The 23,512-nt window shown below is 67.8% G+C and carries 21 protein-coding genes and 1 pseudogene; 19 read left to right on the forward strand and 3 right to left on the reverse strand.

Annotation, left to right across the window (positions count from 1 at the left end; genetic code table 11):
- Positions 1 to 7 precede the first annotated feature (7 nt).
- Together G5S35_RS00925 and G5S35_RS00930 are read right to left on the reverse strand one after the other, a co-directional pair.
- Positions 8 to 835 (reverse strand): type III pantothenate kinase, encoded by an 828-nt coding sequence (locus tag G5S35_RS00925; protein ID WP_065062064.1) that lies wholly within the window; start codon positions 833 to 835, stop codon positions 8 to 10.
- A complete protein-coding gene (locus G5S35_RS00930) occupies positions 832 to 1,746 on the reverse strand; it encodes a biotin--[acetyl-CoA-carboxylase] ligase (protein ID WP_065062066.1) in 915 nt (304 codons plus the stop codon). Before G5S35_RS00930 ends, G5S35_RS00925 begins: the two co-directional genes overlap by 4 nt.
- 401 nt (positions 1,747 to 2,147) lie before the next feature.
- On the opposite strand from G5S35_RS00930, the gene G5S35_RS00935 reads away from it, so the two are divergent.
- The 10 genes from G5S35_RS00935 to G5S35_RS00980 all read left to right on the forward strand — a co-directional run bounded on the left by G5S35_RS00935 (position 2,148) and on the right by G5S35_RS00980 (position 11,521).
- Positions 2,148 to 3,281, forward strand: coding sequence for an MlaE family ABC transporter permease (locus G5S35_RS00935; RefSeq protein WP_065062068.1), 1,134 nt, complete (start codon positions 2,148 to 2,150; stop codon positions 3,279 to 3,281).
- A 74-nt stretch (positions 3,282 to 3,355) separates the two neighbouring features.
- A complete protein-coding gene (locus G5S35_RS00940) occupies positions 3,356 to 4,237 on the forward strand; it encodes an ABC transporter ATP-binding protein (RefSeq protein WP_110325604.1) in 882 nt (293 codons plus the stop codon).
- Positions 4,238 to 4,286: 49 nt separating this feature from the next.
- Complete coding sequence (locus G5S35_RS00945) at positions 4,287 to 5,249, forward strand: MlaD family protein (RefSeq protein WP_074981435.1); 963 nt, start codon at positions 4,287 to 4,289, stop codon at positions 5,247 to 5,249.
- A gap of 191 nt (positions 5,250 to 5,440) precedes the next feature.
- The gene (locus G5S35_RS00950; protein WP_065062321.1) at positions 5,441 to 6,070 is read left to right on the forward strand and encodes an ABC-type transport auxiliary lipoprotein family protein; all 630 of its coding nucleotides are present in this window, start codon (positions 5,441 to 5,443) and stop codon (positions 6,068 to 6,070) included.
- A 58-nt stretch (positions 6,071 to 6,128) separates the two neighbouring features.
- Positions 6,129 to 7,394, forward strand: coding sequence for a VanZ family protein (locus G5S35_RS00955; RefSeq protein WP_082992087.1), 1,266 nt, complete (start codon positions 6,129 to 6,131; stop codon positions 7,392 to 7,394).
- A 142-nt stretch (positions 7,395 to 7,536) separates the two neighbouring features.
- Complete coding sequence (locus tag G5S35_RS00960; RefSeq protein ID WP_065062072.1) at positions 7,537 to 7,866, forward strand: (2Fe-2S) ferredoxin domain-containing protein; 330 nt, start codon at positions 7,537 to 7,539, stop codon at positions 7,864 to 7,866.
- Positions 7,867 to 7,930: 64 nt separating this feature from the next.
- A complete protein-coding gene (locus G5S35_RS00965) occupies positions 7,931 to 8,563 on the forward strand; it encodes an alpha/beta hydrolase (RefSeq protein WP_065062074.1) in 633 nt (210 codons plus the stop codon).
- 349 nt (positions 8,564 to 8,912) lie between these two features.
- A complete protein-coding gene (locus tag G5S35_RS00970) occupies positions 8,913 to 10,127 on the forward strand; it encodes a D-alanyl-D-alanine carboxypeptidase family protein (protein WP_065062076.1) in 1,215 nt (404 codons plus the stop codon).
- The gene (locus G5S35_RS00975) at positions 10,128 to 11,225 is read left to right on the forward strand and encodes a D-amino acid aminotransferase (protein WP_183038472.1); all 1,098 of its coding nucleotides are present in this window, start codon (positions 10,128 to 10,130) and stop codon (positions 11,223 to 11,225) included.
- Positions 11,222 to 11,521, forward strand: coding sequence for a DUF493 family protein (locus tag G5S35_RS00980; RefSeq protein WP_065062077.1), 300 nt, complete (start codon positions 11,222 to 11,224; stop codon positions 11,519 to 11,521). The genes G5S35_RS00975 and G5S35_RS00980 overlap by 4 nt, the downstream gene beginning before the upstream one ends.
- 110 nt (positions 11,522 to 11,631) lie before the next feature.
- Here G5S35_RS00980 and G5S35_RS00985 read toward each other — a convergent pair whose 3' ends face one another.
- Positions 11,632 to 12,609 (reverse strand): transcriptional regulator GcvA, encoded by a 978-nt coding sequence (locus G5S35_RS00985; RefSeq protein ID WP_065062079.1) that lies wholly within the window; start codon positions 12,607 to 12,609, stop codon positions 11,632 to 11,634.
- A 99-nt stretch (positions 12,610 to 12,708) separates the two neighbouring features.
- Between G5S35_RS00985 and G5S35_RS00990 the strand changes: the two genes are divergently transcribed.
- The 9 genes and pseudogenes from G5S35_RS00990 (at position 12,709) to G5S35_RS01030 (ending at position 23,486) form a co-directional block, all read left to right on the forward strand.
- Positions 12,709 to 13,035, forward strand: a complete 327-nt coding sequence (locus tag G5S35_RS00990; RefSeq protein ID WP_065062081.1) for a DUF2917 domain-containing protein — start codon at positions 12,709 to 12,711, stop codon at positions 13,033 to 13,035.
- 210 nt (positions 13,036 to 13,245) lie between these two features.
- Positions 13,246 to 14,031: pseudogene (gene lipB / locus G5S35_RS00995) on the forward strand (lipoyl(octanoyl) transferase LipB); the annotation flags it as partial.
- A gap of 94 nt (positions 14,032 to 14,125) precedes the next feature.
- Entirely contained in the window at positions 14,126 to 15,133 is a 1,008-nt protein-coding gene (gene lipA / locus G5S35_RS01000) for a lipoyl synthase (RefSeq protein WP_065062083.1), read from the forward strand.
- Between the two features lie 203 nt (positions 15,134 to 15,336).
- Positions 15,337 to 16,395 (forward strand): taurine ABC transporter substrate-binding protein, encoded by a 1,059-nt coding sequence (tauA, locus tag G5S35_RS01005; protein WP_183038473.1) that lies wholly within the window; start codon positions 15,337 to 15,339, stop codon positions 16,393 to 16,395.
- A 52-nt stretch (positions 16,396 to 16,447) separates the two neighbouring features.
- The gene (locus tag G5S35_RS01010) at positions 16,448 to 17,248 is read left to right on the forward strand and encodes a taurine ABC transporter ATP-binding protein (protein ID WP_065062087.1); all 801 of its coding nucleotides are present in this window, start codon (positions 16,448 to 16,450) and stop codon (positions 17,246 to 17,248) included.
- A gap of 165 nt (positions 17,249 to 17,413) precedes the next feature.
- Positions 17,414 to 18,247: an ABC transporter permease subunit gene (locus G5S35_RS01015; protein ID WP_065062327.1), complete on the forward strand. Its 834-nt coding sequence runs from the start codon at positions 17,414 to 17,416 to the stop codon at positions 18,245 to 18,247.
- A gap of 348 nt (positions 18,248 to 18,595) precedes the next feature.
- Positions 18,596 to 19,879, forward strand: a complete 1,284-nt coding sequence (locus G5S35_RS01020; protein ID WP_065062089.1) for a dicarboxylate/amino acid:cation symporter — start codon at positions 18,596 to 18,598, stop codon at positions 19,877 to 19,879.
- A 152-nt stretch (positions 19,880 to 20,031) separates the two neighbouring features.
- Positions 20,032 to 22,128 (forward strand): sensor histidine kinase, encoded by a 2,097-nt coding sequence (locus tag G5S35_RS01025; protein ID WP_420874518.1) that lies wholly within the window; start codon positions 20,032 to 20,034, stop codon positions 22,126 to 22,128.
- Positions 22,125 to 23,486, forward strand: a complete 1,362-nt coding sequence (locus tag G5S35_RS01030; protein ID WP_065062091.1) for a sigma-54-dependent transcriptional regulator — start codon at positions 22,125 to 22,127, stop codon at positions 23,484 to 23,486. Before G5S35_RS01025 ends, G5S35_RS01030 begins: the two co-directional genes overlap by 4 nt.
- The last annotated feature ends 26 nt before the right edge of the window (positions 23,487 to 23,512 follow it).

Genomic DNA, 23,512 nt, shown 5'->3' on the forward strand with positions numbered 1-23,512 from the left:
CCCGGATTTAGCCCGACCGCGCGATCAGCGCGAGACCGGCAAGCACCAGCGCGTCGTGGCGAGTATGCGGCACCTTGAGCGCCGCTGTCACTTCGGCCGCCGCGCCGCCGCTCACCACCAGCCGGACCGGCATTTTCCACGCATCTTGCAAATCGGCCCACGCGCGCTCGATCAGGCCCGCCTGCGCCAGCGCGCAGCCCGCCGAGATCGAGCGTTTCGTGTCGGTGGCGAAAAGCGGGCCGCGCTCCGGCGCGTCGATCAGGCCGCGCGCGTGCTGCGCGTCGAGCACCGGCAATTGCGCGGTGTGCTCGCCGAGCGCGCGCATCATCAGCGTCCAGCCGGGCGCGATCAGGCCGCCGACGAAGGTGCCGTCGGCGCGCAGCGCTTCGAGCGTGGTCGCGGTGCCGAAGGTGGCGATCAGCAGCGGTTCGCCGGGAAAGGCCGCGTGCGCGCCGATCATGCCGGCCCAGCGGTCGCTGCCGAGCGCGTCGGGCGTGCTGTAGCCGTTGGTCACGCCGCCTTGCTGCTCGCACGCGCGGATCACCGTGCGCGCGAGGCCGGGCCAGCGCGCGTCGAGCGCGGCGTCGAGGCGGCGCGCGACGGCTTCACCGGCGACGTTCGAGATCCATGCGCCGCCGGGTGCGGGCAGCGTCGCCCAATCCGCGAAATCGAGCCGGGCGTCCGGCGCGCTGTCCTTTGCGGTGTCCTGCGCTTCCTGATTCGCGTGATCTGCCGCGCCCGCGTGCAGACGCGTGCCGTCGGCGGCCACGAGGGCCCATTTGATGCGGCTGTTTCCGGCGTCGATCAGCAGACAAGGCGCGGCTGCGCGGCTCATGCGCCGCCGCCCGCGAGACGCAGCGAGACGTCGCCGGTCGTGACCGATTCGCGGCCGTTCGGGGTGTCGACGAGCAACTGGCCGTTCTCGTCCACGCCGACGGCAATGCCGCGCATCAGTTCGGCGCCCTGTTCGTAGAGCGCGATTTCGCGGCCCGCGTAGGCGTGGCACGCGTTCCAGCGCGCCTGGAACGAGGCGAAGCCGTTTGCGCCGAAGCGCGCGAGCGCGTCTTCGAGCGCATTGAGTTCGGCGGCCAGCACATCGGTGAGATTCGCGCCGGGCCACACGCGCGAGAGCGCCGTGGGCGCGGCGCCGGGCACGGGCGCGGCTTGCTGCGCGGCGGGGTCGGCGTTCAGCGCTTCGACCTTCGCGGCCAGTGCGTCCGCGCCGCGCACATTGGTGCCGATGCCGATCACCACCGCCGTCGCGTCGGGCGTGCTCCACGCCGTTTCCACCAGAATCCCCACCAGCTTGTCGCCTTCGAGCAGGACGTCGTTCGGCCATTTCAGCGCGATCTGGCCGGGCGCGCTCACGGGCAGCGTGCGCAGGCCGTCGACGAGCGCCGAGCCGACCGCGAGACTCAATCCCGCGAGTCCTTCGATCGGGCGCGGGATCACGCAGGCGAGCGAGAACAGCAGCGCGTCGCCGGGCTGGGCGACCCAGCTGCGGCCGCGCCGGCCGCGGCCCGCGGTCTGCAGATACGCCACGCGCACGAGCGGACGCGCGAGCGCGTTGGTGCGATGGGGCAGCGCTTTCAGGCGCGCCATCAGGTCGGCATTGGTGGAGCCGGTTTCCTCGACGATTTCGATCGGCCAGTCGTTGGCGGCCGGGCCGAACAGCGTCACCGCGCGGTCGCGGTCGATGCGCCAGTCGTCGGCGCGCGGAGCGGGGGTGGGGGGCGTCGCATTCATGGTGCGTATTGTAGTGGCTGCACGGCGTGTGGGCGGTGCGGGACAGGCCGCCGCGAGCGCGTGGGTATCGAAGCCGGTCTGGCGCGATTTACCGGCGATTTGCCTGATTTTTAGGCAAATTCACAGGCGGTCCACAGGCTGCCAACAGCTTATCCACGGATTCATCCACAGGCGCGTGCGGCTTTTCGCGTCGCCGCGCCGCGTATTCCACAGCGCGCCCACAGCGTACCAACAGGTCATCCACAGATTTGTCCACAGCCCGCGCCGCCGCCGTTTGGCTCGCGCCGGAGTTCGGGCGGAACCGGCGCGGGATCGATGCAGAATCGGTGCGCGCTCGCACCGCCGAAACGGGGCGCGTTCGATACAATGTTTAATCATTTCTTCCGTCCGAGCGCCCCGCCTTGACTCAAGAGACGCCGCCTGGCCTCGAAATCGCGGCCGGCAACCAGGGAAAGATCGTGCGCCTGTCCGGCCAGTGGACCGCGCTCGCGCTCGCACGCGACCGCGATCAGGGCGGTGTGGCGCGCCGGCTGCGCGCGCTGGTGGGCGAGCGCGTCGGCCAGTGGGATCTGTCGCGCGTCGAACGCATGGACCACGTGGGCGGCCAGGCGCTCTGGCGTGTCTGGGGCCACAAGCTGCCCGCCGATCTGGTCGCGCTCACGCAGACCCAGCGCGACATCTTCGAGCGCATCGCGCTGCTCGATTCGGTGCGCGAGGCGCCCGAGCGCATCGTCAAGATCGATCCGGTCACGAAGCTCGGTCTCGCGATCTTCTCGTTCTGGGACCACCTCTACGGCGGCATTTCGATGCTCGGCCGCGTGATCCTCGATTTGCTCTTCATCCTGCGCAAGCCGAAGGCCACGCCCTGGATCGAGATTTCCGCGAACGTCTACAACGCAGGCGCCCGCGCGTTGCCGATCACGGCGCTGGTGGCGTTCCTGATCGGCATCGTGCTGTCGTACCTGTCCGCGCAGCAGTTGCGGCTGTTCGGCGCGAACCAGTTCATCGTCAATATTCTCGGGCTCGCGGTGATTCGCGAGCTTGGTCCCGTGCTTGCGGCCATACTGGTGGCTGGGCGCTCCGGGTCGGCCATCACCGCGCAGATCGGCGTGATGCGCGTGACCGAGGAGCTCGACGCCATGCGCGTGATGGGCATCTCGCACGGTCTGCGGCTGATCCTGCCGCGCGTGGTCGCGCTGGGCGTGGCGATGCCGCTGCTCGTCATGTGGACCGACATCATCGCGCTGCTCGGCGGCGCGCTCGCGGCCAAGGCGGTGCTGGGCATCGACGTATCGTATTTCGTGCGTTCGCTGCCGGGCGTGGTGCCGATCGCGAATCTCTGGATCGGGCTCGGCAAGGGCGTGGCGTTCGGCATGCTGGTGGGCATCGTCGGCTGCCACTTCGGCTTTCGCATCAAGGCGAATTCGCAGAGTCTCGGCGAAGGCACGACCACTTCGGTCGTGACCTCGATCACCATCGTGATCCTCGCCGACGCCGTGTTCGCCATTCTCTTCCAGAACGTGGGGCTGTCATGAACACGTTGAGCACGACCGGAACCCGGGCCACGGCGTCCACGCCGTCGCCCGGCGCGCTGACCACGACCGGCACGCTGGCCACGCCGCTCAGGGAAGCCGTCGAGGATCTGCCGCTGCCGGCGATCGGCGAGCCGATCATCGAGGTGCGCAATCTCACCAAGCGCTACGGGCGCAACATCGTCCATCAGCATCTGAATCTGGATATTCGCCGCGGCGAGATCGTCACCATCGTGGGCGGCTCGGGCTCGGGCAAGACCACGCTGGTGCGGCAGGTTCTCGGGCTCGAGCGGCCCACGTCCGGCACCATCAAGATGTTCGGCGAAGACATCTCGACGATCGATCCCGAACGCGCCCGCCTGATGCGCACGCGCACCGGCATGCTGTTTCAGCACGGCGCGCTGTTCTCGTCGCTGTCGGTCTACGACAACATCGCGCAGCCGGTGCGCGAGCTGGGCGAGGTGCCGGCCGACCTGCTGCGCGACATCGTCATGCTGAAGCTGGAGATGGTCGGGCTGCCGTGCAAGCACGCGTCGAAAATGCCGGCCGCGCTGTCGGGCGGCATGGTCAAGCGCGTCGGGCTCGCGCGCGCGATCGTGCTGGAGCCCGAGCTGCTGATTCTCGACGAACCGACGGCGGGGCTCGATCCGCGCTCGTCGGACGAAGTGGTGGAACTGATCAGCACGCTGCATCGCGCGCTGGGCCTGACCGTCGTGCTGATCACGCACGATCTGGACGCGATGGTCGCGCTTTCCACGCGCGTGGCCGTGATCGCGGAGCGCAAGGTGCTGGTGGCCGCGCCCGTGGAGGAAGCGGCCGGCGTGGACGATCCGTTCATCCGCGAATATTTTCTGGGCATGCGCGGGCGGCGCGCGTTGCAGGCGCTCCCGCCCGAGCGCCGCGCGAAGCTGCCGCCGGCGGCGCTGCTGCCCGCATCCGTGGGCGTGAAACCGTGCTGACGCGCGGGCGTGTCACGAGGCGCAAGGTCGCCAACAAGGGAATCTGACGATGGAAAACAAACCGCATGCGTTCTGGGCCGGCGTCTTCACGATCGGCCTGCTGGCGACAATCGCGCTGGCGGTCCTCTTCTTCAGCGCCGATCGCGCGGTGCGCGTGCCGTACGACCTGATCTCGCGCAGCAGCGTCACCGGGCTGTATCCGGACGCGGCCGTGCGCTATCGCGGCCTCGACGTGGGCAAGGTGCAGTCGATCCATTTCGACGCGAATCATCCGGGCCAGATCCGCATTCGCGTGCTGGTGGACCAGAAGGCGCCGATGACGCGCTCGACCTTCGGCACGCTCGCGCTCCAGGGCGTGACCGGCATCGCCTTCGTGCAGCTCGACGACAACGGGCTCGATCAGTCGCCGCTCGCGTCCTCGGACAAGAGCGTGGCGGAGATTCCGCTGCGCCCCGGCCTGCTCGACCAGCTCCAGCGGCGCGGCGACGTGCTGCTGCGCAAGCTCGACAGCATCGCCACCGACGTCGACCAGATGCTCAACGAGGAAAACCGCAAGCAGGTGATGGCGACGGTGACCTCGCTGCAACAGGCCGCCGACAGCGTGAATACGCTCGCGCTGCAATTGCAGCCCGCGACGAAGCAACTGCCGGGCGCGGTCGCCGATCTGCAGAAAACCTTGCAGTCGACCAATCAGCTCATCACCAGCGTGAACCGTCCGGATGGCCCGTTCCAGACCAATCTGAACAAGGCCGGCACGGCGGCGGCGCAGGCCGGGCAGGCGCTTTCGTCGATCGACATGTCGATTCAGGAACTCTCGGCGCGCGTGGGCTACGACACGCTGCCGCGCGTCGATTCGCTGACCGACGACGTGCGCTCGGCGATGCGCTCGGTGGACCGCGCGGCGGGGACGTTCAGTTCGAGCCCGCGCAGCGTGCTGTTCGGCGGCGCGCCGCAACCCGCGCCCGGCCCCGGCGAGCCGGGCTTCGCGTGGCCGGGCACGGGCGCGAAGTAAGCGCGCCGCGAAACGCTGCGAAGTGGCCGCCGCGTTCTGGCCCTTCGCAAAAATCGCTATGCTGCTGCGCGCGCCGCGAACTGCTGCGCCGCAATGGTGTCGGAGTGCATTCGACGTCGGCGGCGGCCGCCAGAACGGCGCCGCCTGACCGCATGATCCGCAAGAACCCGCAAGAACCGGAAGGAACCGCAATGTCACGCCAAGCCACCCCGTCACGCTCGCTTCTGAGGCTCTGCTGCGCCGCGCTCGCGGCGCTCGCCATCGGTACGCTGGCGGCGTGCGCCGGCAATCCGGCCGCGCTCTCGGATATCCGCTACGACCTCGGGCCGCAGGAAGCGCCGCCCGCGCCGCCCACGCTGCCGCCGCTCAAGGTGCTCGAAGTGAGCGCGCCGGCGACGCTCGATCACGACGGCATCGTCTATCGCATCGGCGGCGACTCGCAGCGCTCGGCGCGCTACGCGAGCAGCCACTGGACGATGTCGCCCGCGCGCCTGCTCACGCAGCGTCTGCGCACCTCGCTCGCCACGCGCGTCACGGTGCTTTCGGGCGCGGACGCCGTGCAGGCGCCGATGCTCAAGGTCGAACTCACCGAGTTCGAACAGGTGTTCGACACCGCCTCCGAAAGCTCGGGCGTGCTGGCCGCGCGCGCGACGCTGATGCAGGGCGGCAAGGTGATCGCGCAGCGTTCGTTCCTCGCGCGCGCGCCGGCCAGCACGCCCGACGCGGCGGGCGGCGCGGCGGCGCTGCGGACGGCGAGCGACGATTTCGCGAGTCAGATTGGCGCATGGCTGAGCGTGCAGGCATTCGCCGGCACGCCTTGAGGAACGCGGCGGGCGGCGCGCGCGGCGTGCTGCTCGCGGCACCAGTGGGACCGGTTGGATGAGCGGCAAAGCGGGTAAGGGCGGCAACGGCTACGACAGCCGCAACGGTGAATCCGGCGACGCTGCGCGCGCGCGCAGCGAGGCCGCCGTTGTGCGCGCGGAAAAAGCGTCCGCCGTCCCCGACATCCCGCCGCGCCAGGCCTCCACGCTCTCGCGCCAGGCGCTGGCGCTCTACACGGCGCTGATCGTCTACGGCTCGTGGTATCCGTTCTCGGGCTGGCGCTCGCTCGGCCTCGGTCCGTTCGACTATCTCAACGACCCCTTCCCGCGTTACTGGACCGTCTTCGACGTCGTCACCAACGTGCTCGGCTACATGCCGTTCGGCGCGCTCGCGGTGCTGGCGATCTGGCCGCGCTGCCGCGGACTGGCCGCCGTCGCGCTCGCCACGCTGGGCGGCACGCTGCTCTCAAGCGGCATGGAAGCGGTGCAGACCTATTTGCCCACGCGCGTCGCGTCCAATCTCGATCTCGCCACCAACGCGCTCGGTGCGCTGCTGGGCGCGGCCCTCGCGGCGCCGCTCACGGGCGCGCTGCTCGAACGCGGGTTTCTGCGGCGGCTGCGGTTTCGCTGGTTCGAACGCGACGCGGGCGCGCTGATGGTGCTCGCGGCGCTCTGGCCGTTCGCGACGATGTTTCCCGCGCCGCGCCTGTTCGGCATGGGCGACTGGCCGCGCGCGATCTGGCAGCGCTTCGACGCCTCGATGCAGGACGCCGTGCTCGCCTGGACGCCCGCCGCGTGGCATCTGCGCGCGCTGCCCGATGCGCTCGCCGCGCGTCTGCCCGAGAGCGGCTGGGAAGCGCTCGTCACGACGCTCAACCTGTTCGGCGCGGCGGCCTTCGCCTCGCTGCCGATGCGCCAGCGCGCCCCGCGCGCGCGGCTCATCGTCGTGCTGCTGGCGGCCACGCTCGTGGTGAAGGCGGGCGCGACCTTCCTGCAATCGCAAAGCGGACTGATCTTCAACTGGGCGACGCCGGGCGCGCTCGGCGGCCTCGTCTGGGGCACGCTCGCGGCCTTTCTCGCGCTGCGCCTGCCGCGCGCGGCGCGCGCCGCGGCGGCGAGCGTGGCGCTGGCGGTGGCGCTCGTGCTGGTCAACGTGCTGCCCGTGAATCCGTATTTCGACGTGGTGCTCGCCGACTGGCGTCAGGGCCGCTATCTGCATTTCAACGGGCTTGCGCACTGGCTCGCGTGGATCTGGCCGTGGGCCGCGCTGGGCTGGAGCGCGTTCTCGCTGGAGCGCGCGTGGCTCGCGCGTCGCTCGCTATAATCGACCGCATTCGGCGGCCGCGATGAGTGACCGCATCTAGCGACCCCAGCAGGCACGCCACACGCGCATCGTCACCGTTGTTCCGATAATCCGGCGAGCGCGCCGCACCCCCACTTTTACTGCCTATCCCGGTACTCACGCCATGACCGATTCCTTCTACAAACACCATGTGTTCTTCTGCCTGAATCAGCGCGATCCCGGCGCCGAGCGTCCGAGCTGCGCGAGCTGCAACGCGCAGGCGATGCAGGAATACGCCAAGAAGCGCGTGAAGCAACTGGGCCTCGCGGGTCCGGGCCAGGTGCGCGTCAACAAGGCCGGCTGCCTAGACCGCTGCGAGGAAGGGCCGGTCGTCGTCGTGTATCCGGAAGGCACCTGGTACACCTATGTCGACGAAACCGACATCGAGGAAATCGTCGTGTCGCATCTGCAGAACGGCCAGGTGGTCGAGCGTCTGCTGATCGATCGTCCCTGATGCCGTCCGCGATGCGCGCCGACACGAAAACGACAGCACGAAAGACAGCAAGGACCGCAGCCCGATGAACGCCCAGACGCAAAAATTCCATATCGACGGCCCGATCGGCCAGATCGAATGCGCGCTCGACACGCCCGACGCCGGCACGCCCGTGCGCGGCATCGCGCTCGTCGCGCATCCGCATCCGCTCTTTGGCGGCACGATGGACAACAAGGTCGCGCAGACGCTCGCGCGCACGCTCGTGCAGCTCGGCTACACGACGTACCGCTCGAACTTTCGCGGCGTCGGCGGCACGGCGGGCACGCACGACAATGGCATCGGCGAACAGGACGATCTGCTCGAACTGATCCGCTACATGCGCGCGCAGCCGGGTCAGGCCGACGTGCCGCTCGTGCTCGCGGGCTTCTCGTTCGGCACCTTCGTGCTCTCGCACGTCGCGAAGCGCTATCTGGAAGCGGGCGGCGAAATCGAGCGCATGGTGTTCGTCGGCACGGCGGCGAGCCGCTGGGAAGTCGCGCCGGTGCGCGAGGACACGCTCGTGATTCACGGCGAACTCGACGATACCGTGCCGATTCTCTCGGTGTACGAATGGGCGCGGCCGCAGGAACTGCCCGTCGTGGTGATTCCGGGGGCGGAACACTTCCTGCATCGCAAGCTGCACATTCTCAAGCGCATCATCGTCGACGCCTGGCGCTGAAACGCTCGCGTCGACGGCGCGGCTTTTTCTCGCGCGCGTTTTTAGGGTCCATATCGGCCGCACGCAGCGTCTGTAAGTGCTGTGTCGGCCGATCGTGAGAAATGACCTCGCGGTTGCATAAAAAGGCGCGCGAATCGTTAAAAATGCACGACAGGTGCGCGCAAACGTGTGCCCACTTCGAAAAACGCCTGCACGCGGCGCGTATAATGGGCGCTCTTTTTGCGGCCGCCGCGCCCGTCTGAAACCTCTTCAGGCGTGTTGAGCGAGGCGCCGCATTCCGGCTCACCCGACCGTGCGCCGCATGGCGCGCCACGTTCATCCCGACCCCAATCCCGTCCGACCTGAACCCATGCGTTTTCTCTCCAACGGCCAGCAGTCCCCTCTCGTTTCTTCCTCCATCGTTCGTAAAGTCACGCTCGGCGCGCTCGTGCCGGCCTCGCTGCTCGCGAGCGCCAGCGCGTTCGCGCAGGTGCCGCCGCCGGCGGTGAACGCGCGCTCGTGGGTGCTCGTCGACGCCACGGCGAACCAGGTGCTCGCCTCGGGCAACGCCGACGAGCGCGTCGAACCGGCCTCGCTCACGAAGCTGATGACCGCGTACCTCACGTTCGAGGCGCTGCAGTCGAAGAAGATTTCGATGGAGCAGATCGTCACGCCGAGCGAAGCGGTGCGTCGCGTGAAGACCGACGAATCGCGCATGTTCATCGAAGCGAACAAGCCGGTCTCGGTGCACGACCTCGTGTACGGCATGATCATCCAGTCGGGCAACGACGCGGCCATCGCGCTCGCCGAACTCGTGGGCGGCAGCGAAGCGAACTTCGTGAACATGATGAATGCCGAAGCGCAGAAGCTCGGCATGGCGCACACGCACTTCGCCGACGTCAACGGCATGCCCGACCCGAATCACTACACGACGGCCGGCGACCTCGCCACGCTGTCGGCGCGCCTGATTCGCGACTATCCCGAGTACTACAGCATCTTCTCGGTCAAGGAATTCAAGTACAACAACATCAAGCAGCCGAACCGCAACCGTCTGCTGTGGATCGACCCGACGGTCGACGGTCTGAAGACCGGCCACACGCAAGCCGCGGGCTACTGCCTGATCGCGTCGGCCAAGCGTCCGATGGCGGGCGGCGGCGACCGCCGTCTGGTCTCGGTGATGATGGGCGAGCAGAAAGAGCACGACCGGGTGCAGGACAGCCTGAAGATGCTCAACTACGGCTATAGCGCCTACGACACCACGCGCATCTACGGCGCGAACCAGGCCGTGGCCACGCCGCGCGTCTACAAGGGCGCGGCGGACGCCGTGAAGGTCGGCGTGAAGAAGGATCAGTTCGTCACGCTGCCGAAGGGCGCCGCCGACAAGGCCAAGCCGCAGATCGACATCACCAGCCCGCTGATCGCGCCGCTCGCGGACGGCCAGCAGGTCGGCACGGCGAAGTTCGTCGGCGCGGACGGCAAGGTGCTCGCGCAATTCCCGCTGGTCGCGCTCGAAGCGGTGCCGCAAGCCGGCATCGTCGGCCGCGTGTGGGATTCGCTCATGCTGATGTTCAACAAGAAGAAGTAAATGGCCGGACACACCTCGACTTCAGCGCCGCAAGCGCCCGCCGAACTTGACGCGCTCGACGCTCACGACGAGCACGATCACGATGACGAGCACGACGGCGAGCCCGTCGTCTGGCTGAACGGCGCATTCACGCCGATCAGCGAGGCGCGCGTGCCGGTGCTCGATCGCGGCTTCATTTTCGGCGACGGCATTTACGAAGTGGTGCCGGTGTATGCGCTCGAAGTCGAGGGTGTCGAAGCGGACGAAGACGGCGCAGCGCCGCTCGTGCGTGTGCCGTTCCGTCTCACGCAGCATCTCGCGCGGCTCGCGCGTTCGCTGGAGAAGATCGGCATCGCCAATCCGTTCAGCGAAAGCGGCTGGCGCGCGCTGATCGCGCGGGTGATCGACGCCAACGAGCAGGCCGGCGCGCTCGCGCCCGATGCGCACGCGAACGTCTACGTGCAGGTCACGCGCGGCGTCGCGAAGCGCGCGCACGCGTTTCCGGCGGCGAGCGTGCCGCCCACGGTGTTCGTGATGGTGAATCCGCTCGTCATGCCGGGCGATGCGTCGCGCGCGAACGGCGTGGCCTGCGTCACCGCCGAAGACCGCCGCTGGCTGCATTGCGACATCAAGGCGACCTCGCTGCTCGGCAACGTGCTGATGGCGCAACATGCGGCCGAACACGGCGTGTTCGAAACCATTCAGTTGCGCGACGGTTGGGTGACCGAAGCATCGTCGTCGAATGTGTGGATCGCGAAGGATGGCGCGCTGTACGCGCCGCCGCGCAGCCACAAGATTCTCGAAGGCATCCGCTACGGACTCGTCGAGGAACTGGCGCAGGAATGCGGGCTGCGTTTCGAGGCGCGCGAGATCGACGAAGCCGCGCTGCGCGGTGCCGACGAAGTGCTCGTGACCTCGGCGACGAAGGAAGTGCTGGCGGTCGTCACGATCGACGGCCAGGCGGTGGGCGACGGCAAGCCGGGCCCCGTCTATGCGGCGATTTACGCGGCGTACCAGCGTGCCAAGGCGCGCGCGGCGCGTGAGGTTTATGAGGCGGCATCGCTGGCGCAATCGCACGCCGAAGCCGCCGCCTCGCTACAGGAAGTGGACAACAAATGAGTGCATCGCAAACGAACGGCGCCGCCGGCGCCGAAGAAAAAACCACGCTGATCGAATTCCCGTGCGACTTCCCCATCAAGGTGATGGGCAAGACGCATCCGGAGTTTCAGGACACGATCATCGCCGTGCTGCGCGAATTCGACGGCGGTTTCGATACCGCAACCATCGAAACGCGGCCGTCGAGCGGCGGCAATTACACCGGCCTCACGGTGACGGTGCGCGCGACAAGCCAGCCGCATCTCGACGATATCTATCGCGCGCTGACCGGGCATCCGATGGTGAAGATCGTGCTGTAAGGGCGCGATCCGGATGGGGATCGAGATTGGAATCGAGATGAAGCAAGGGCCGCTTGTTAGCGGCCCTTGTTGCGTTTACGCGCGGTTCACGGCGTTCATTGAAGCGTGCTTCAAGGCGCGTCGCCGGTGGTCGCGCGCAGGGCCGCGGCGGCGGCCGTGATGACCGGGCCGGCCTCGCAGGCGTCTTCGTAGAGCCGTCGAAAGCGCGCCACCTCGTCGAACACCCAGTCGCGAAACGCTGTCACGCGCTCGGTTTGCAGGCGCTGCGGCTGGCAGATGAAGTAGTAGCGCCACGGACTCGGGCCGTCGATGTCCTTGAACAGGCGCACGAGGCGCCCGCGCGTGATTTCGTGCATCGCGAGCGAGCGGCGCACGAGCGCGATGCCCTGGCCGTCCATCGCGGCTTGCAGCAGATTCGACGAATCCTGATAGAGCACGCCGCGCTTGGGTTCGGGCAGATCCTGCAGACCGGCGGCGTCGAACCACGGACGCCACAGTTCGTCGTCGGAGCGCAGCAGCGGCAGCTTCGTCATCTCGCGCGGATCGTCGGGCAGCTTGCCGCCGTTGAAGTCGGGCGCGCAGGCGGGAAAGAAAATCTCGTCGAGCAGCAGTTCGGTGTGCAGGCCCGGATAGTGGCCGAAGCCGAAACGGATCGCCACGTCCACGTCGTCGCGCGTGAAATCGATCAGCGAATTGGTGGATTGCAGTTCGACGTCCCACTGCGGATGCGCCTCGATGAAGCGGCCGATGCGCGGCGTGACCCAGCGCGCCGCGAACGACGACAGCATCGACACGACGAGGCGGCGGTCGCGGTCGCCAGAGCGGATTTCCTCGGTGGCGCGCGCCAGCTGGTTGAGCGCGTCGCGCACCTGGGTGGCGTAGCGGCGGCCCGTGTCGGTCACGCGCACGCGCTTGCCGTCGCGCGCGAACAGCGCCACGCCCAGTTCGGCTTCGAGCGCGCGGATCTGATGGCTGACCGCGCCGTGCGTGACGAACAGCTCGTCGGCGGCACGCGAAAAACTCTCGTGGCGGGCGGCGGCCTCGAAGGACTTGAGCGCATTGAGGGCGGGAAGCGTACGCAGATCCATCGTAATTTTTCTCACATAGGCGTGAAAAATGATCGTTTTGCTCGATCCCTTGCAGTGTCTAGGATTGTAGCCATTGGAGCACGTCATTCGGAGTCGAAAATGAGAGAAATTTCTTCGGATATCACCTTCGAGGTGGAAGCCCGGCAAGTGGCGTCGGTACGCGTTTCGCGCAGCACGCGCCTGACGGTGCGCTGCGGCGCGGTCTGGGTCACGCGCAGCGACGACACGGCCGATTACTGGCTCGAACCGGGCCAGACGCTGCGGCTGCGTCGCGGCGAGCGTCTGTGGATCGGCGCGGAGCAGGGCGCCGCCGCGTGGGTGGCGTTCGCCACGCCCAAGCGCGTGGGCGAGCGCGCGGTGGACTGGGCCGCACGCACGGCGGCGCGCTTCGGCGTGCATGCGCGCGACGGCTGGCGCACGGTTTGATACAGCCACGGTTTGATACAGCCACGGTTTGATAAAGCGTTTGACGCACGATTCGATGCGTGCAAATCCGGTCTGCGCACCGCGCCGGGACCGCGCAGGCGGCCCGGCGCGCGGCCTGATCACGGTGATCGCGCAGCGTCCTCGGCGCGCTTGTCCCGAATTGGGTAAACTTCGGGAATCATGTGCGCCACCCCGGTTTCACCCCTGTCAATGTCATCCGACCCCGCGAATTCCGCGATTTCCACGATCGCCGAGGCGGCGTCCAGCACCGAATCCGGCCCCGCCGGCGCGCGCTTCGCAGCGCCCGTCGTGCGTTGGCGCGGCAACGAGGCCTACCAGGCGAGCTTCGACGCCATGCGCGCGTTCACCGATCAGCGCGACGCCGATACCCCTGACGAAATCTGGCTGGTCGAGCATCCGCCCGTTTTCACGCTCGGGCAGGCCGGCAAGCCCGAGCATCTGCTCGTCGCCAACAGCGGTATTCCGCTCGTCCAGATCGACCGCGGCGGCCAGATCACGTATCACGGGCCGGGCCAGATCGTGGCCTATTTGCTGCTCGATCTGCGACGCCGGAAACTGATGGTGCGCGAGCTGGTGACGCTCATCGAGCAGGCCGTGATCGACACGCTGGCGGCGTATAATCTCGCGAGCGAGCGCAAGGCCGGCGCGCCCGGCATTTACGTGCCGGAACACGCGTCGGGCGCCAGCGCGGCGCACCGTGGCGCGAAGGTCGCGGCGCTCGGTCTGAAGATCCGCAACGGCTGCAGCTACCACGGCGTGAGCCTGAATGTGTCGATGGACCTGAGCCCCTTCCTCGCGATCAATCCGTGTGGCTACGCGGGCCTCGAAACTGTCGATATGGCGTCGCTCGGCGTCGCGGCGGACTGGCGCGACGTGGCCGCCACGCTGGCGGCGCAGCTCGAGACGCAACTCGCTGCGCACGCGGCAAATCTTCCGGTGGCCGAAGCGGCCGCCACAGACCCGGCGGCCGAAGCGGCTGCAGTGGACCCGGCTGCTCAGGCGGCCTCAGGCGGGCAACCGCCGCAACCGCAGGCTGGCGCTGTTCCGGCGGCCTGACTGGATCGAACGAATGACTGATGTAACCGCGAACCCCGCCGCGAACCTGGCTCCGAGCCCGGCCCCCGCCGACGCCGTCCCCTACGACGCGACCGCGAAACAGAAGGCGCAGGCCAAGACCGCGCGCATTCCGATCAAGGTCATACCCATCGAGAAGCTCAAGAAGCCCGACTGGATCCGCGTGAAAGCGGCCACGGGCACGTCGCGCTTCTACGAGATCAAGAACATCCTGCGCGAGCACAACCTGCATACGGTGTGCGAAGAGGCGAGCTGCCCGAACATCGGCGAATGCTTCGGCAAGGGCACCGCGACGTTCATGATCATGGGCGACAAGTGCACGCGCCGCTGCCCGTTCTGCGACGTCGGCCACGGCCGTCCCGATCCGCTCGATCCGGACGAACCGGCGAACCTCGCGCGCACCATCGGCGCGCTCAAGCTCAAGTACGTCGTGATCACGAGCGTCGACCGCGACGATCTGCGTGACGGCGGCGCGGGCCACTTCGTCGAATGTATCCGCCAGGTGCGCGAGCATTCGCCGGAAACCCGCATCGAGATTCTCACGCCCGACTTCCGCGGCCGTCTCGATCGCGCGCTCGGCATCCTGAACGCCGCGCCGCCCGACGTGATGAACCACAACCTCGAAACGGTGCCGCGTCTGTACAAGGAAGCGCGCCCGGGTTCGGACTACGCGCACTCGCTGAAGCTGCTGAAGGACTTCAAGGCGCTGCATCCGGACGTCGCGACCAAGTCGGGCCTGATGGTGGGTCTCGGCGAAACCGAGGAAGAGATTCTTCAGGTCATGCGCGATCTGCGCGCGCACGACGTGGACATGCTCACGATCGGCCAGTATCTGCAGCCTTCGGAGCACCATCTGCCGGTGCGTTCGTACGTGCATCCGGACACCTTCAAGATGTACGAGGAAGAGGCGTACAAGATGGGCTTCACGCACGCGGCCGTCGGCGCGATGGTGCGTTCGAGCTATCACGCCGATCTGCAGGCGCACGGCGCGGGCGTGGTCTAAGCCGCTTCGTTTCGCTTCGTCGCATTGAAAAAAGCCCGCTGAAAAGCGGGCTTTTTCGTTGGCGCGCGGCATGCGCAGGAACACGCAAAGCAATGCTCCAGCAGCGTCATTAGCTATCGCGGATAAATTAGAACCGGACGCTGCCAGACTCCCTATAGTCGGAACCTTCCATTCAACCTCAGTGGTTCCGCCGGAGTTTTTCGATGAGTCATCGCGCCCGTCAACGTGTCCTTTCCTCGCAACGTCCGCGCGTGCTCGCCGCCGCGCTGGCGGCCGCGGCGCTGTTCGCCGCGTTCGGTGCGCCGCGCGCGCATGCCGAGACGCGCGAAGTCGTGATCGCGTATCAGGACATGGTGGTGCCGTGGCGTTACGCGCAGGCGACCGGCGAAGTCGAAAAGGCCACCGGCTACAAGGTCACGTTCCGCAAGCTCGCGAGCGGCGCCGATGTGATCCGCGCGCTCGCGTCGGGTTCGGTGCAACTCGGCGAAGCCGGATCGAGCCCGATCGCGGCGGGGCTCTCGCAGGGCGTGAATCTCTCGCTGTTCTGGATTCTCGACAACATCAACGACGCCGAGGCGCTGGTCGCGCGCGACGGGTCGGGCGTGACGAGCATCGCGGGCCTCAAGGGCAAGACGATCGGCGTGCCGTTCGTCTCGACCTCGCATTTCCATGCGCTCGTGGCGTTGCAGAACGCGGGCGTGAATCCCGCCGATGTGAAGATCGTGAACCTGCGTCCGCCCGAAGTCGCGGCGGCCTGGCAGCGCGGCAACATCGACGCGACCTACATCTGGGACCCGGTGCTCGCGCAGGTGAAGAAGAGCGGCAAGGTGCTGATCACGTCGGGGCAGGTGGCCAAGGCGACGGGCAAGGCGACCTTCGACGGCTTCGTGGTCGATCGCGGTTTCGCGAAGGATAACGGCGACTTCGTGGCGAAGTTCGTGCAGGTGCTGGCCGCCGCCGACGCCGACTACAGCGCGCATCGCGCCGCCTGGAACGCCGCCTCGCCGCAGGTGCAGGCCGTGGCGAAGGAGTCGGGCGCGAATCCGGACGAAGTGCCTGCGAGCCTCGCGCTCTACGCATTCCCGACGCCCGCCGAGCAGGCCTCGAAGACCTGGCTGGGCGGCGGCGCGCAGTCGGGCGCGGCGCAATCGCTGCTCGCGACGGCGTCCTTCCTCAAGCAGCAGGGCACGATCCAGAACGTGCTGCCCGATTACTCGGTCGGCATCGATCCGCGTTACGTGCAGCGCGCCGCCGCGCACTGATTTACGCGCCGATATCGGCATTCGTCAGCATACGCACGCGAAGGAGGCGAGCATGAGCGCACTGGATATCCGCGATCTGAGCGTCGCCTACGCGGGCGCGCGTCGCGGCGACGCGCCCAGCGTGGCGCTCGCGAACGTGAACCTGCAGGTCGAGCGCGGCGAGTTCGTGGTCGCGCTCGGCGCGTCGGGCTGCGGCAAGACCACTTTGCTGAACTGCATCGCGGGCTTCATCGAACCGACTGGCGGCGAGGTGCGCGTGAACGGCGCGCGCGTGGCCGGACCGGGCGCGGAGCGCGGCGTGGTGTTCCAGAAGCATGCGCTGCTGCCGTGGCTGAACGTGCTCGACAACGTCGCGCTGGGCCTGCGTTTCCGGCGCGTGCCGAAGGCCGAACGCGAGCGCATCGCGCGCGAGCAACTGGCGCTCGTCGGGCTCGACGATCACGCGCGTTCGCGCGTGGATGCGCTCTCGGGCGGCATGCAGCAGCGCGTGGGCATCGCGCGCGCGCTCGCGAGCGATCCGCAAGTGCTGCTGATGGACGAGCCGATGGGCGCGCTCGACGCGATGACGCGCGAATCCGTGCAGACGCTCGTGCTCGACGTCTGGGCGCGCACGCAGAAGACGGTGTTCTTCATCACGCACAGCGTGGAGGAGGCGCTCTTTCTGGCGACGCGCGTGGTGGTCATGACGCCGGGGCCGGGCCGCATCGAGCACGCGTTCGAGGTGCCGTTCGCGCGCCGCTATCTGCGTACGCGCGACGCGCGCGCGGTGAAGTCGGCGCCCGATTTCATCGAATGGCGCGAGCGGCTCGTGCAGTTGCTGCACGCGGATGCGCGTGAACCGGCGCTGTCGTGAGCGCCCATTCGCGAAACCCATCATGAAGTCGACAGTCAAGGTGATGCGATGAGCGTGTCGCAGGAATCATTGGAAGCGCTGAACGCACGCGCGTCATCCAGTTTCGAAGGCGCTGAAACCGCGTCAAACATAGTGCCAAACAGCGCGCCAAACAGCGCGCCAAAGATCGCCCCGCAAGCCGCACAGGTCGCGTCGAGCGGTTCGCGCGCCCGCGTCTGGCGCATGCCCGGCGAAGGGCCGACGGCCGCGCTCTCCGCGGCGTCGGTGGCCGGTCTCGCGGCGCTCTGGTGGCTCGCCACGCATCTGCACTGGCTGCCGCCGCTCTTTCTGCCGACGCCCGAGGCGGTCTGGCACGCCTTCGTCGACGCCTGGCACGGCCGTATCCAGGGCGGCCTGCCGCTCTCGGAGCATCTGTTCTGGAGCGCGCTGCGCGTGTTCGGCGCGTTCGCGCTCGCGGCGCTGACGGCGATTCCCGTCGGCATCCTGATGGGCGTGTCGCGCGTCGCGCGCGGCCTGCTCGATCCGCCGCTGGAGTTCTACCGGCCGTTGCCGCCGCTCGCCTACCTGCCGCTCGTGGTGATCTGGTTCGGTATCGACGAGACCGCCAAGATCGTCGTGATCTGGCTCGCCTGCTTCGCGCCGATCGCGATGGCCGCGCGCGCGGGCGCGAAAAGCGCCACCGTCGAGCAGTTGCGCGCGGCGGCGTCGCTGGGCGGCAGCTTCGCGCAGATCGTGCGCTTCGTGGTGCTGCCGGCCGCGCTGCCGGAAATCCTCACCGGGCTGCGCATCGCCATCGGCTTCGGCTGGACCACGCTCGTGGCCGCCGAGATGGTTGCCGCCACGGCGGGGCTCGGCCAGATGGTGCTCAACGCGTCGAGCTTCCTGCGCACCGACGTCGTGGTGATGGGCATCGTGCTGATCGGCCTGATCGCCTGGGGTTTCGACCTCGGCATGCGCGCGCTCGAACGGCGTCTCGTGCCGTGGAAAGGGCGCGGATAAAAAGGCGCGCCTCGCCGGAGTGTTTTGACCCCGCTTCCGGGCGGCGCCCGCGCGCCCGGATTTCCGGATTCCCGGACGTATCCAAACCGCATTTCTGGAAATCCAGATTGCGCCACGCCCGATGCGTTAAAAATCCCTTGTAAATCAAGGGTGAGCACGCGCTGCGCCGCTGGCATCAACCTTGCGAAATAAATCGCGCGGCCACCCCGGCCGCGACAAAAAAAAGCAAGGAGACAGCCGATGTCCGATCCCCTCGTCCGGTTTCGCTGATTCCCCCCGTTTCGACCTGTCGCGGTTCGGCGCGTATCCACGCGCGGCCATCGGCTTAACTCATTGCAGGCATCCAAAGTGAAGAAACCTCTCCACAAAGTGCTCTATTTCCAGGTGATCGTGGCGATTGTCATCGGCGTGATCCTGGGCCACTTCTCTCCGGCCCTCGGCATCGACATGAAGCCGCTCGGCGACGCCTTCATCAAGCTGATCAAGATGGTGATCGGGCCGATCATCTTCTGTACGGTCGTGACCGGCATCGCCGGCATGGAAGACATGAAGAAGGTGGGCCGCGTGGGCGGCAAGGCGCTGCTGTACTTCGAAATCGTTTCGACGTTCGCGCTGGTGCTCGGCCTGATCGCCACGCACGTGCTCAAGCCGGGCGCGGGCTTCAACGTCGATGTGAAGACGCTCGACGCCAAGGCCGTGGCGAGCTTCGCGGAGAAGGCGCACGGTCAGAGCACCGTCGACTTCCTGATGCACATCATTCCGGACACGATGTTCTCGGCGTTCGGCCAGGGTGAAATTCTCCAGATCCTGCTGATCGCGCTGCTGTTCGGCGCGGTGCTCGCGCAACTGGGCGAGCGCGGCCGCGTGGTGACCGACTTCATCGACAGCCTCTCGGGCGTGCTGTTCGGCATCGTCAAGATCGTCACGAAGCTCGCGCCGATCGGCGCGTTCGGCGCGATGGCGTTCACCATCGGCAAGTACGGCGTGGGTTCGCTCGTGCCGATGCTCAAGCTGATCGGCACGTTCTATCTGACGTCGATCGTGTTCGTGCTCGTGGTGCTCGGCGCGATCGCGCGCTTCACGGGCTTCTCGATCATCCGCTTCGTTTCGTACATCAAGGAAGAACTGCTGATCGTGCTGGGCACGAGCTCGTCGGAATCGGCACTGCCGCAACTGATGCAGAAGCTCGAACGCATGGGCTGCCCGCGCTCGGTCGTGGGTCTCGTCGTGCCGACCGGCTATTCGTTCAACCTCGACGGCACCAACATCTACATGACGATGGCGGTGCTCTTCATTGCCCAGGCGACCAACACCGACCTCACGTGGACCCAGCAGCTCACGCTGCTCGCGGTGACGATGCTCACCTCGAAGGGCGCAAGCGGCGTGACCGGCGCGGGCTTCATCACGCTGGCGGCGACGCTGGCCGTGGTGCCGACCATTCCGCTGTCGGGCATGGTGCTGATTCTCGGCATCGACCGCTTCATGAGCGAATGCCGCGCGCTGACCAACATCGTCGGCAACGGCGTGGCGACGGTCGTGGTGTCGGCATGGGAAAAGGAACTCGACCGCGACAAGATGCGCGCGGCGCTGTCCGGCAATCCCGAGGAAGTGAGGGAAGGCGCGGGCGTCTAAGCGTTCCGGGCGTTCCGGTCGTTCCGGTGTCTTTCGCGGGCGGAGCGCATGCGCTCCGCCCGGATCGCAGCAAAGCCAGTCGTGCCGGCATAACCGCTGTAGTGCCGGCTGTCTCACCGGCCGTATCACCGCTTCACCCAGCATCATGTCCTTTGGCGGCCTCGTGCCGTTGGGCGGCGCGCTGTTCCCCTGCGGCGCGCCGCGCCTCTTTTCCCCTTCCGCTCAAGCCGTCGGCCGCCTCGCGCGGTAAGCGTGTGCCACAATTCTCTCCATCCCCATCCGATTCTCCGGAAGCCACCTCCGTGACGCGCCGTCTCATTGTGTTCATCGTGCTCGCCGTCGGGCTCGCGGTGGTTTGCGCGCTCGCGTGGTCGCTCGCCTGGCAGACCGGCATCGACGCGCTGCGCCGCAACGCCGCCGTGCGCGGCGACCGCACGACGGCCGCGCTCAAGAGCACGCTGGAGCGCTACGAATCGCTGCCGTATCTGGTGGGCGCACATCCGCTCGTGCAGGACGTGCTGGCCGATCCGCGCCCCGAATGGGTGGCCGAGGCGAACCGCTATCTCGAGGATGTGAACCGCCACGCGCGCGCCACCACGACCTACATCATCGGCGCCGACGGCCGCTGCATCGCCGCCAGCAACTGGCGTGGCGCGGACAGCTTCGTCGGCAGCGAATACCGCTTTCGCCCGTATTTCATCGAGGCCGCGCAAGGCAATGTGGGGCGCTTCTTCGGCATCGGCACGATCTCGCATGATCCGGGCTACTACATTTCGCAGCCGGTGCGGCGCGGCGAGAAGATCGTCGGCGTGGCCGTGGTGAAGCTCAATCTCGAATGGTTTCCGGGCTCGGATGCGTCCGAGCCGCTGCTCGTCACCGACGATCACGGCGTGATCTTTCTGTCTTCCGTGCCCGCGTGGAAGTACCGCACGGTGCGCCCGCTGCCCGCCGAGATCGTCCGCTCGATCGACCAGACGCGCCAGTACGCGCGCCAGGACATCGCGCCCTTGCCCGCGAGCGTGGAGCGCGTGCTGCCCGGCGACGCCGACATCGTGCGCATCGGCAGCGGCCTGCGCGCGCCGCGCTATCTGGAAACGCGCCGCGCGCTCGGCGAGCCCGACTGGCATCTGGTGACGATGTCGCCGATCGATCCGGTCCTCGACGCCGCGCGCAACGCCACCGTCATGACGGGCTTCGGCTATGTCTCGTTGTGCCTGCTCGCCTTCTACTGGCGCATGCGCCGCGCGCGCGTGCGCGAAGTGCTGCGCAGCCGCGCGATGCTGCAAAAAGCCTATGCGATGCTCAACGACCGCGTGGCCGAGCGCACCGCCGATCTCTCGCAGGCCAACGAGCGCCTGCAACGCGAAGTGGCCGAACGCACGCGCACCGAGCAGGAGCTGCGCGCGACCCAGGACGAGCTGATTCAGGCGAGCAAACTCGCGGCGCTCGGGCAGATGGCGGCGGGCATTACGCACGAACTGAATCAGCCGCTCGCCGCGCTGCGCAGTTTCTCCGACAATACGCGCGTGTTTCTCGCGCGCGGTCAGTACGATTCCGCGCACGAGAATCTGGAGGCGATCGGCTCGCTCACCGAGCGCATGGGCAAGATCGTCAATCAGCTCAAGCTGTTCGTGGGGCGCGCGAAGCCGAGAAGCCAGCGCTCGCCGGTGGTGCGCGCGCTGCGTAACGCGCTCGCGCTGCTCGGCAAGCGGCTCGAAGGCGTGCGCGTCGACCTCACGCTGACCGACGGCGAAGCCGCGCCGGTCCCGCTCGATCCGCACGGCGACGCTCCCGAACTGGTCGCCCAATGCGACGACCTGCGGCTCGAACAGGTGCTCATCAACCTGATCGGCAATGCGCTCGACGCGGTGGCGGGGCTGCCCGATCCGCGCATCGTCGTCGACATTCAGGCGCTGCCCGCGACGCTCGCGATCTCGGTGCGCGACAGCGGCCCCGGCATTCCCGACGACGTCATGCCGCGCCTCTTCGAGCCCTTCTTCACGACCAAGGAGATGGGGCAGGGTCTGGGGCTCGGATTGGCGATTTCGTCGTCGATCGCGCGCGACTGCGGCGGCGCGCTGGCCGCGCACAACGGCCCGGACGGCGGCGCGTGCTTCGTGCTGACGCTGCGGCGCACGCGCATGGGAGCCACTGCGGCTACGACTGCGGGCGCAACTGCGGGCATGGGCGAACCGAAGCCGCAGGACACAAGCTCCCGCACCTCCAACCAGGAAGGCGAACGAACATGATCGACACGACGCCCGGCCGGGTGCTCTATATCGAGGACGACGAACTGGTGCGCCGCGCCGGTGTGCAAAGCCTGCAACTCGCGGGCTTCGACGCGACCGGTTTCGCGAACGCCGAAGCCGCGCTGCCGCTCGTCGATGCCGAATTCGCGGGCGTGGTCGTCAGCGACATCCGCCTGCCCGGCATGAGCGGGCTCGACCTGCTTGCGCAATGCCACGACCGCGCGCCCGACGTGCCGGTGATTCTCGTCACCGGTCACGGCGACATTTCGATGGCCGTGCAGGCGATGCGCGACGGCGCTTACGATTTCATCGAGAAGCCCTTCGCGTCCGAGCGGCTGATCGAAACCGTGCGCCGCGCGCTGGAGCGCCGCACGCTGATGCTCGAAAACCTCGCGCTGCGCCGCGAGCTGGCGGGGCAGAACGCGCTCGCGCCGCGCATCATCGGCAGAAGTCCAGCGATCGAGCAGGTGCGCAAGCTGATCGCGAACGTCGCGCCGACCGATGCGTCGGTGATCATCAACGGCGACACCGGCGCGGGCAAGGAGCTGATCGCGCGCAGTCTGCACGAACTGTCGCCGCGCCGCGATAAACCGTTCGTGGCCGTGAACTGCGGCGCGCTGCCCGAGCCGATGTTCGAGTCGGAGATGTTCGGCTACGAGCCGGGCGCGTTCACGGGCGCGGCGAAGCGGCGGATCGGCAAGCTCGAACACGCGGCGGGCGGCACGCTCTTTCTCGACGAAATCGAAAGCATGCCGCTCGCGCTCCAGGTGAAGCTGCTGCGCGTGCTGCAGGACGGCGTGCTGGAGCGGCTGGGGTCGAACCAGCCGGTGCGCGTCGATCTGCGCGTGGTCGCGGCGGCCAAGGGCGATATGCTCGAACACGTCGCGGCGGGCACGTTCCGGCGCGACCTGCTGTATCGGCTCAACGTGGTGACGATCGCGCTGCCGCCGCTCGCGGAACGCCGCGAGGACATCGTGCCGCTGTTCGAGCACTTTCTGCTGGACGCGGCCGTGCGTTACCAGCGGCCCGCGCCGCTGCTCACCGAACGCGACCGCATGCGTCTCGCGCAGCGCGACTGGCCCGGCAACGTGCGCGAATTGCGCAACGCGGCGGACCGCTATGTGCTCGGGATTCCCGACGATGTCGCGCCGCCCGCCGCGAATGGCGCCGACGACGCGCTGCCGCTCAAGGAGCGCGTCGAGCAATACGAGCGCGCGCTGATCGCCGATGCGCTCCAGCAATCGAACGGCGCGGTCGCGCAGGCGGCCGAGCGTCTGCAGATGGCGAAGGCCACGCTTTACGAAAAGATCCGGCGTTACGGGCTCGTCGCGCGCGGCGAGAACGAACCGCGCGCATAAAAAAAACGGCAGCGAGTTTCGCTGCC

It is taken from the genome of Paraburkholderia tropica, from assembly GCF_014171495.1.
GTDB lineage: Bacteria > Pseudomonadota > Gammaproteobacteria > Burkholderiales > Burkholderiaceae > Paraburkholderia > Paraburkholderia tropica.

Bases quoted from the DNA above. Each gene is read 5' to 3' on its own strand.
- G5S35_RS00960 (WP_065062072.1), top strand. From the start codon at position 7,537: ATGACCGATTCCTTCTACAAACACCATGTGTTCTTCTGCCTGAATCAG.
- G5S35_RS00985 (WP_065062079.1), bottom strand. From the start codon at position 12,609: ATGGATCTGCGTACGCTTCCCGCCCTCAATGCGCTCAAGTCCTTCGAG.
- G5S35_RS00965 (WP_065062074.1), top strand. From the start codon at position 7,931: ATGAACGCCCAGACGCAAAAATTCCATATCGACGGCCCGATCGGCCAG.
- G5S35_RS00980 (WP_065062077.1), top strand. From the start codon at position 11,222: ATGAGTGCATCGCAAACGAACGGCGCCGCCGGCGCCGAAGAAAAAACC.
- G5S35_RS00955 (WP_082992087.1), top strand. From the start codon at position 6,129: ATGAGCGGCAAAGCGGGTAAGGGCGGCAACGGCTACGACAGCCGCAAC.
- G5S35_RS01030 (WP_065062091.1), top strand. From the start codon at position 22,125: ATGATCGACACGACGCCCGGCCGGGTGCTCTATATCGAGGACGACGAA.
- G5S35_RS00950 (WP_065062321.1), top strand. From the start codon at position 5,441: ATGTCACGCCAAGCCACCCCGTCACGCTCGCTTCTGAGGCTCTGCTGC.
- G5S35_RS00930 (WP_065062066.1), bottom strand. From the start codon at position 1,746: ATGAATGCGACGCCCCCCACCCCCGCTCCGCGCGCCGACGACTGGCGC.
- lipA (WP_065062083.1), top strand. From the start codon at position 14,126: ATGACTGATGTAACCGCGAACCCCGCCGCGAACCTGGCTCCGAGCCCG.
- G5S35_RS00975 (WP_183038472.1), top strand. From the start codon at position 10,128: ATGGCCGGACACACCTCGACTTCAGCGCCGCAAGCGCCCGCCGAACTT.
- tauA (WP_183038473.1), top strand. From the start codon at position 15,337: ATGAGTCATCGCGCCCGTCAACGTGTCCTTTCCTCGCAACGTCCGCGC.
- G5S35_RS00970 (WP_065062076.1), top strand. From the start codon at position 8,913: ATGCGTTTTCTCTCCAACGGCCAGCAGTCCCCTCTCGTTTCTTCCTCC.
- G5S35_RS01010 (WP_065062087.1), top strand. From the start codon at position 16,448: ATGAGCGCACTGGATATCCGCGATCTGAGCGTCGCCTACGCGGGCGCG.
- G5S35_RS00945 (WP_074981435.1), top strand. From the start codon at position 4,287: ATGGAAAACAAACCGCATGCGTTCTGGGCCGGCGTCTTCACGATCGGC.
- G5S35_RS00990 (WP_065062081.1), top strand. From the start codon at position 12,709: ATGAGAGAAATTTCTTCGGATATCACCTTCGAGGTGGAAGCCCGGCAA.
- G5S35_RS00925 (WP_065062064.1), bottom strand. From the start codon at position 835: ATGAGCCGCGCAGCCGCGCCTTGTCTGCTGATCGACGCCGGAAACAGC.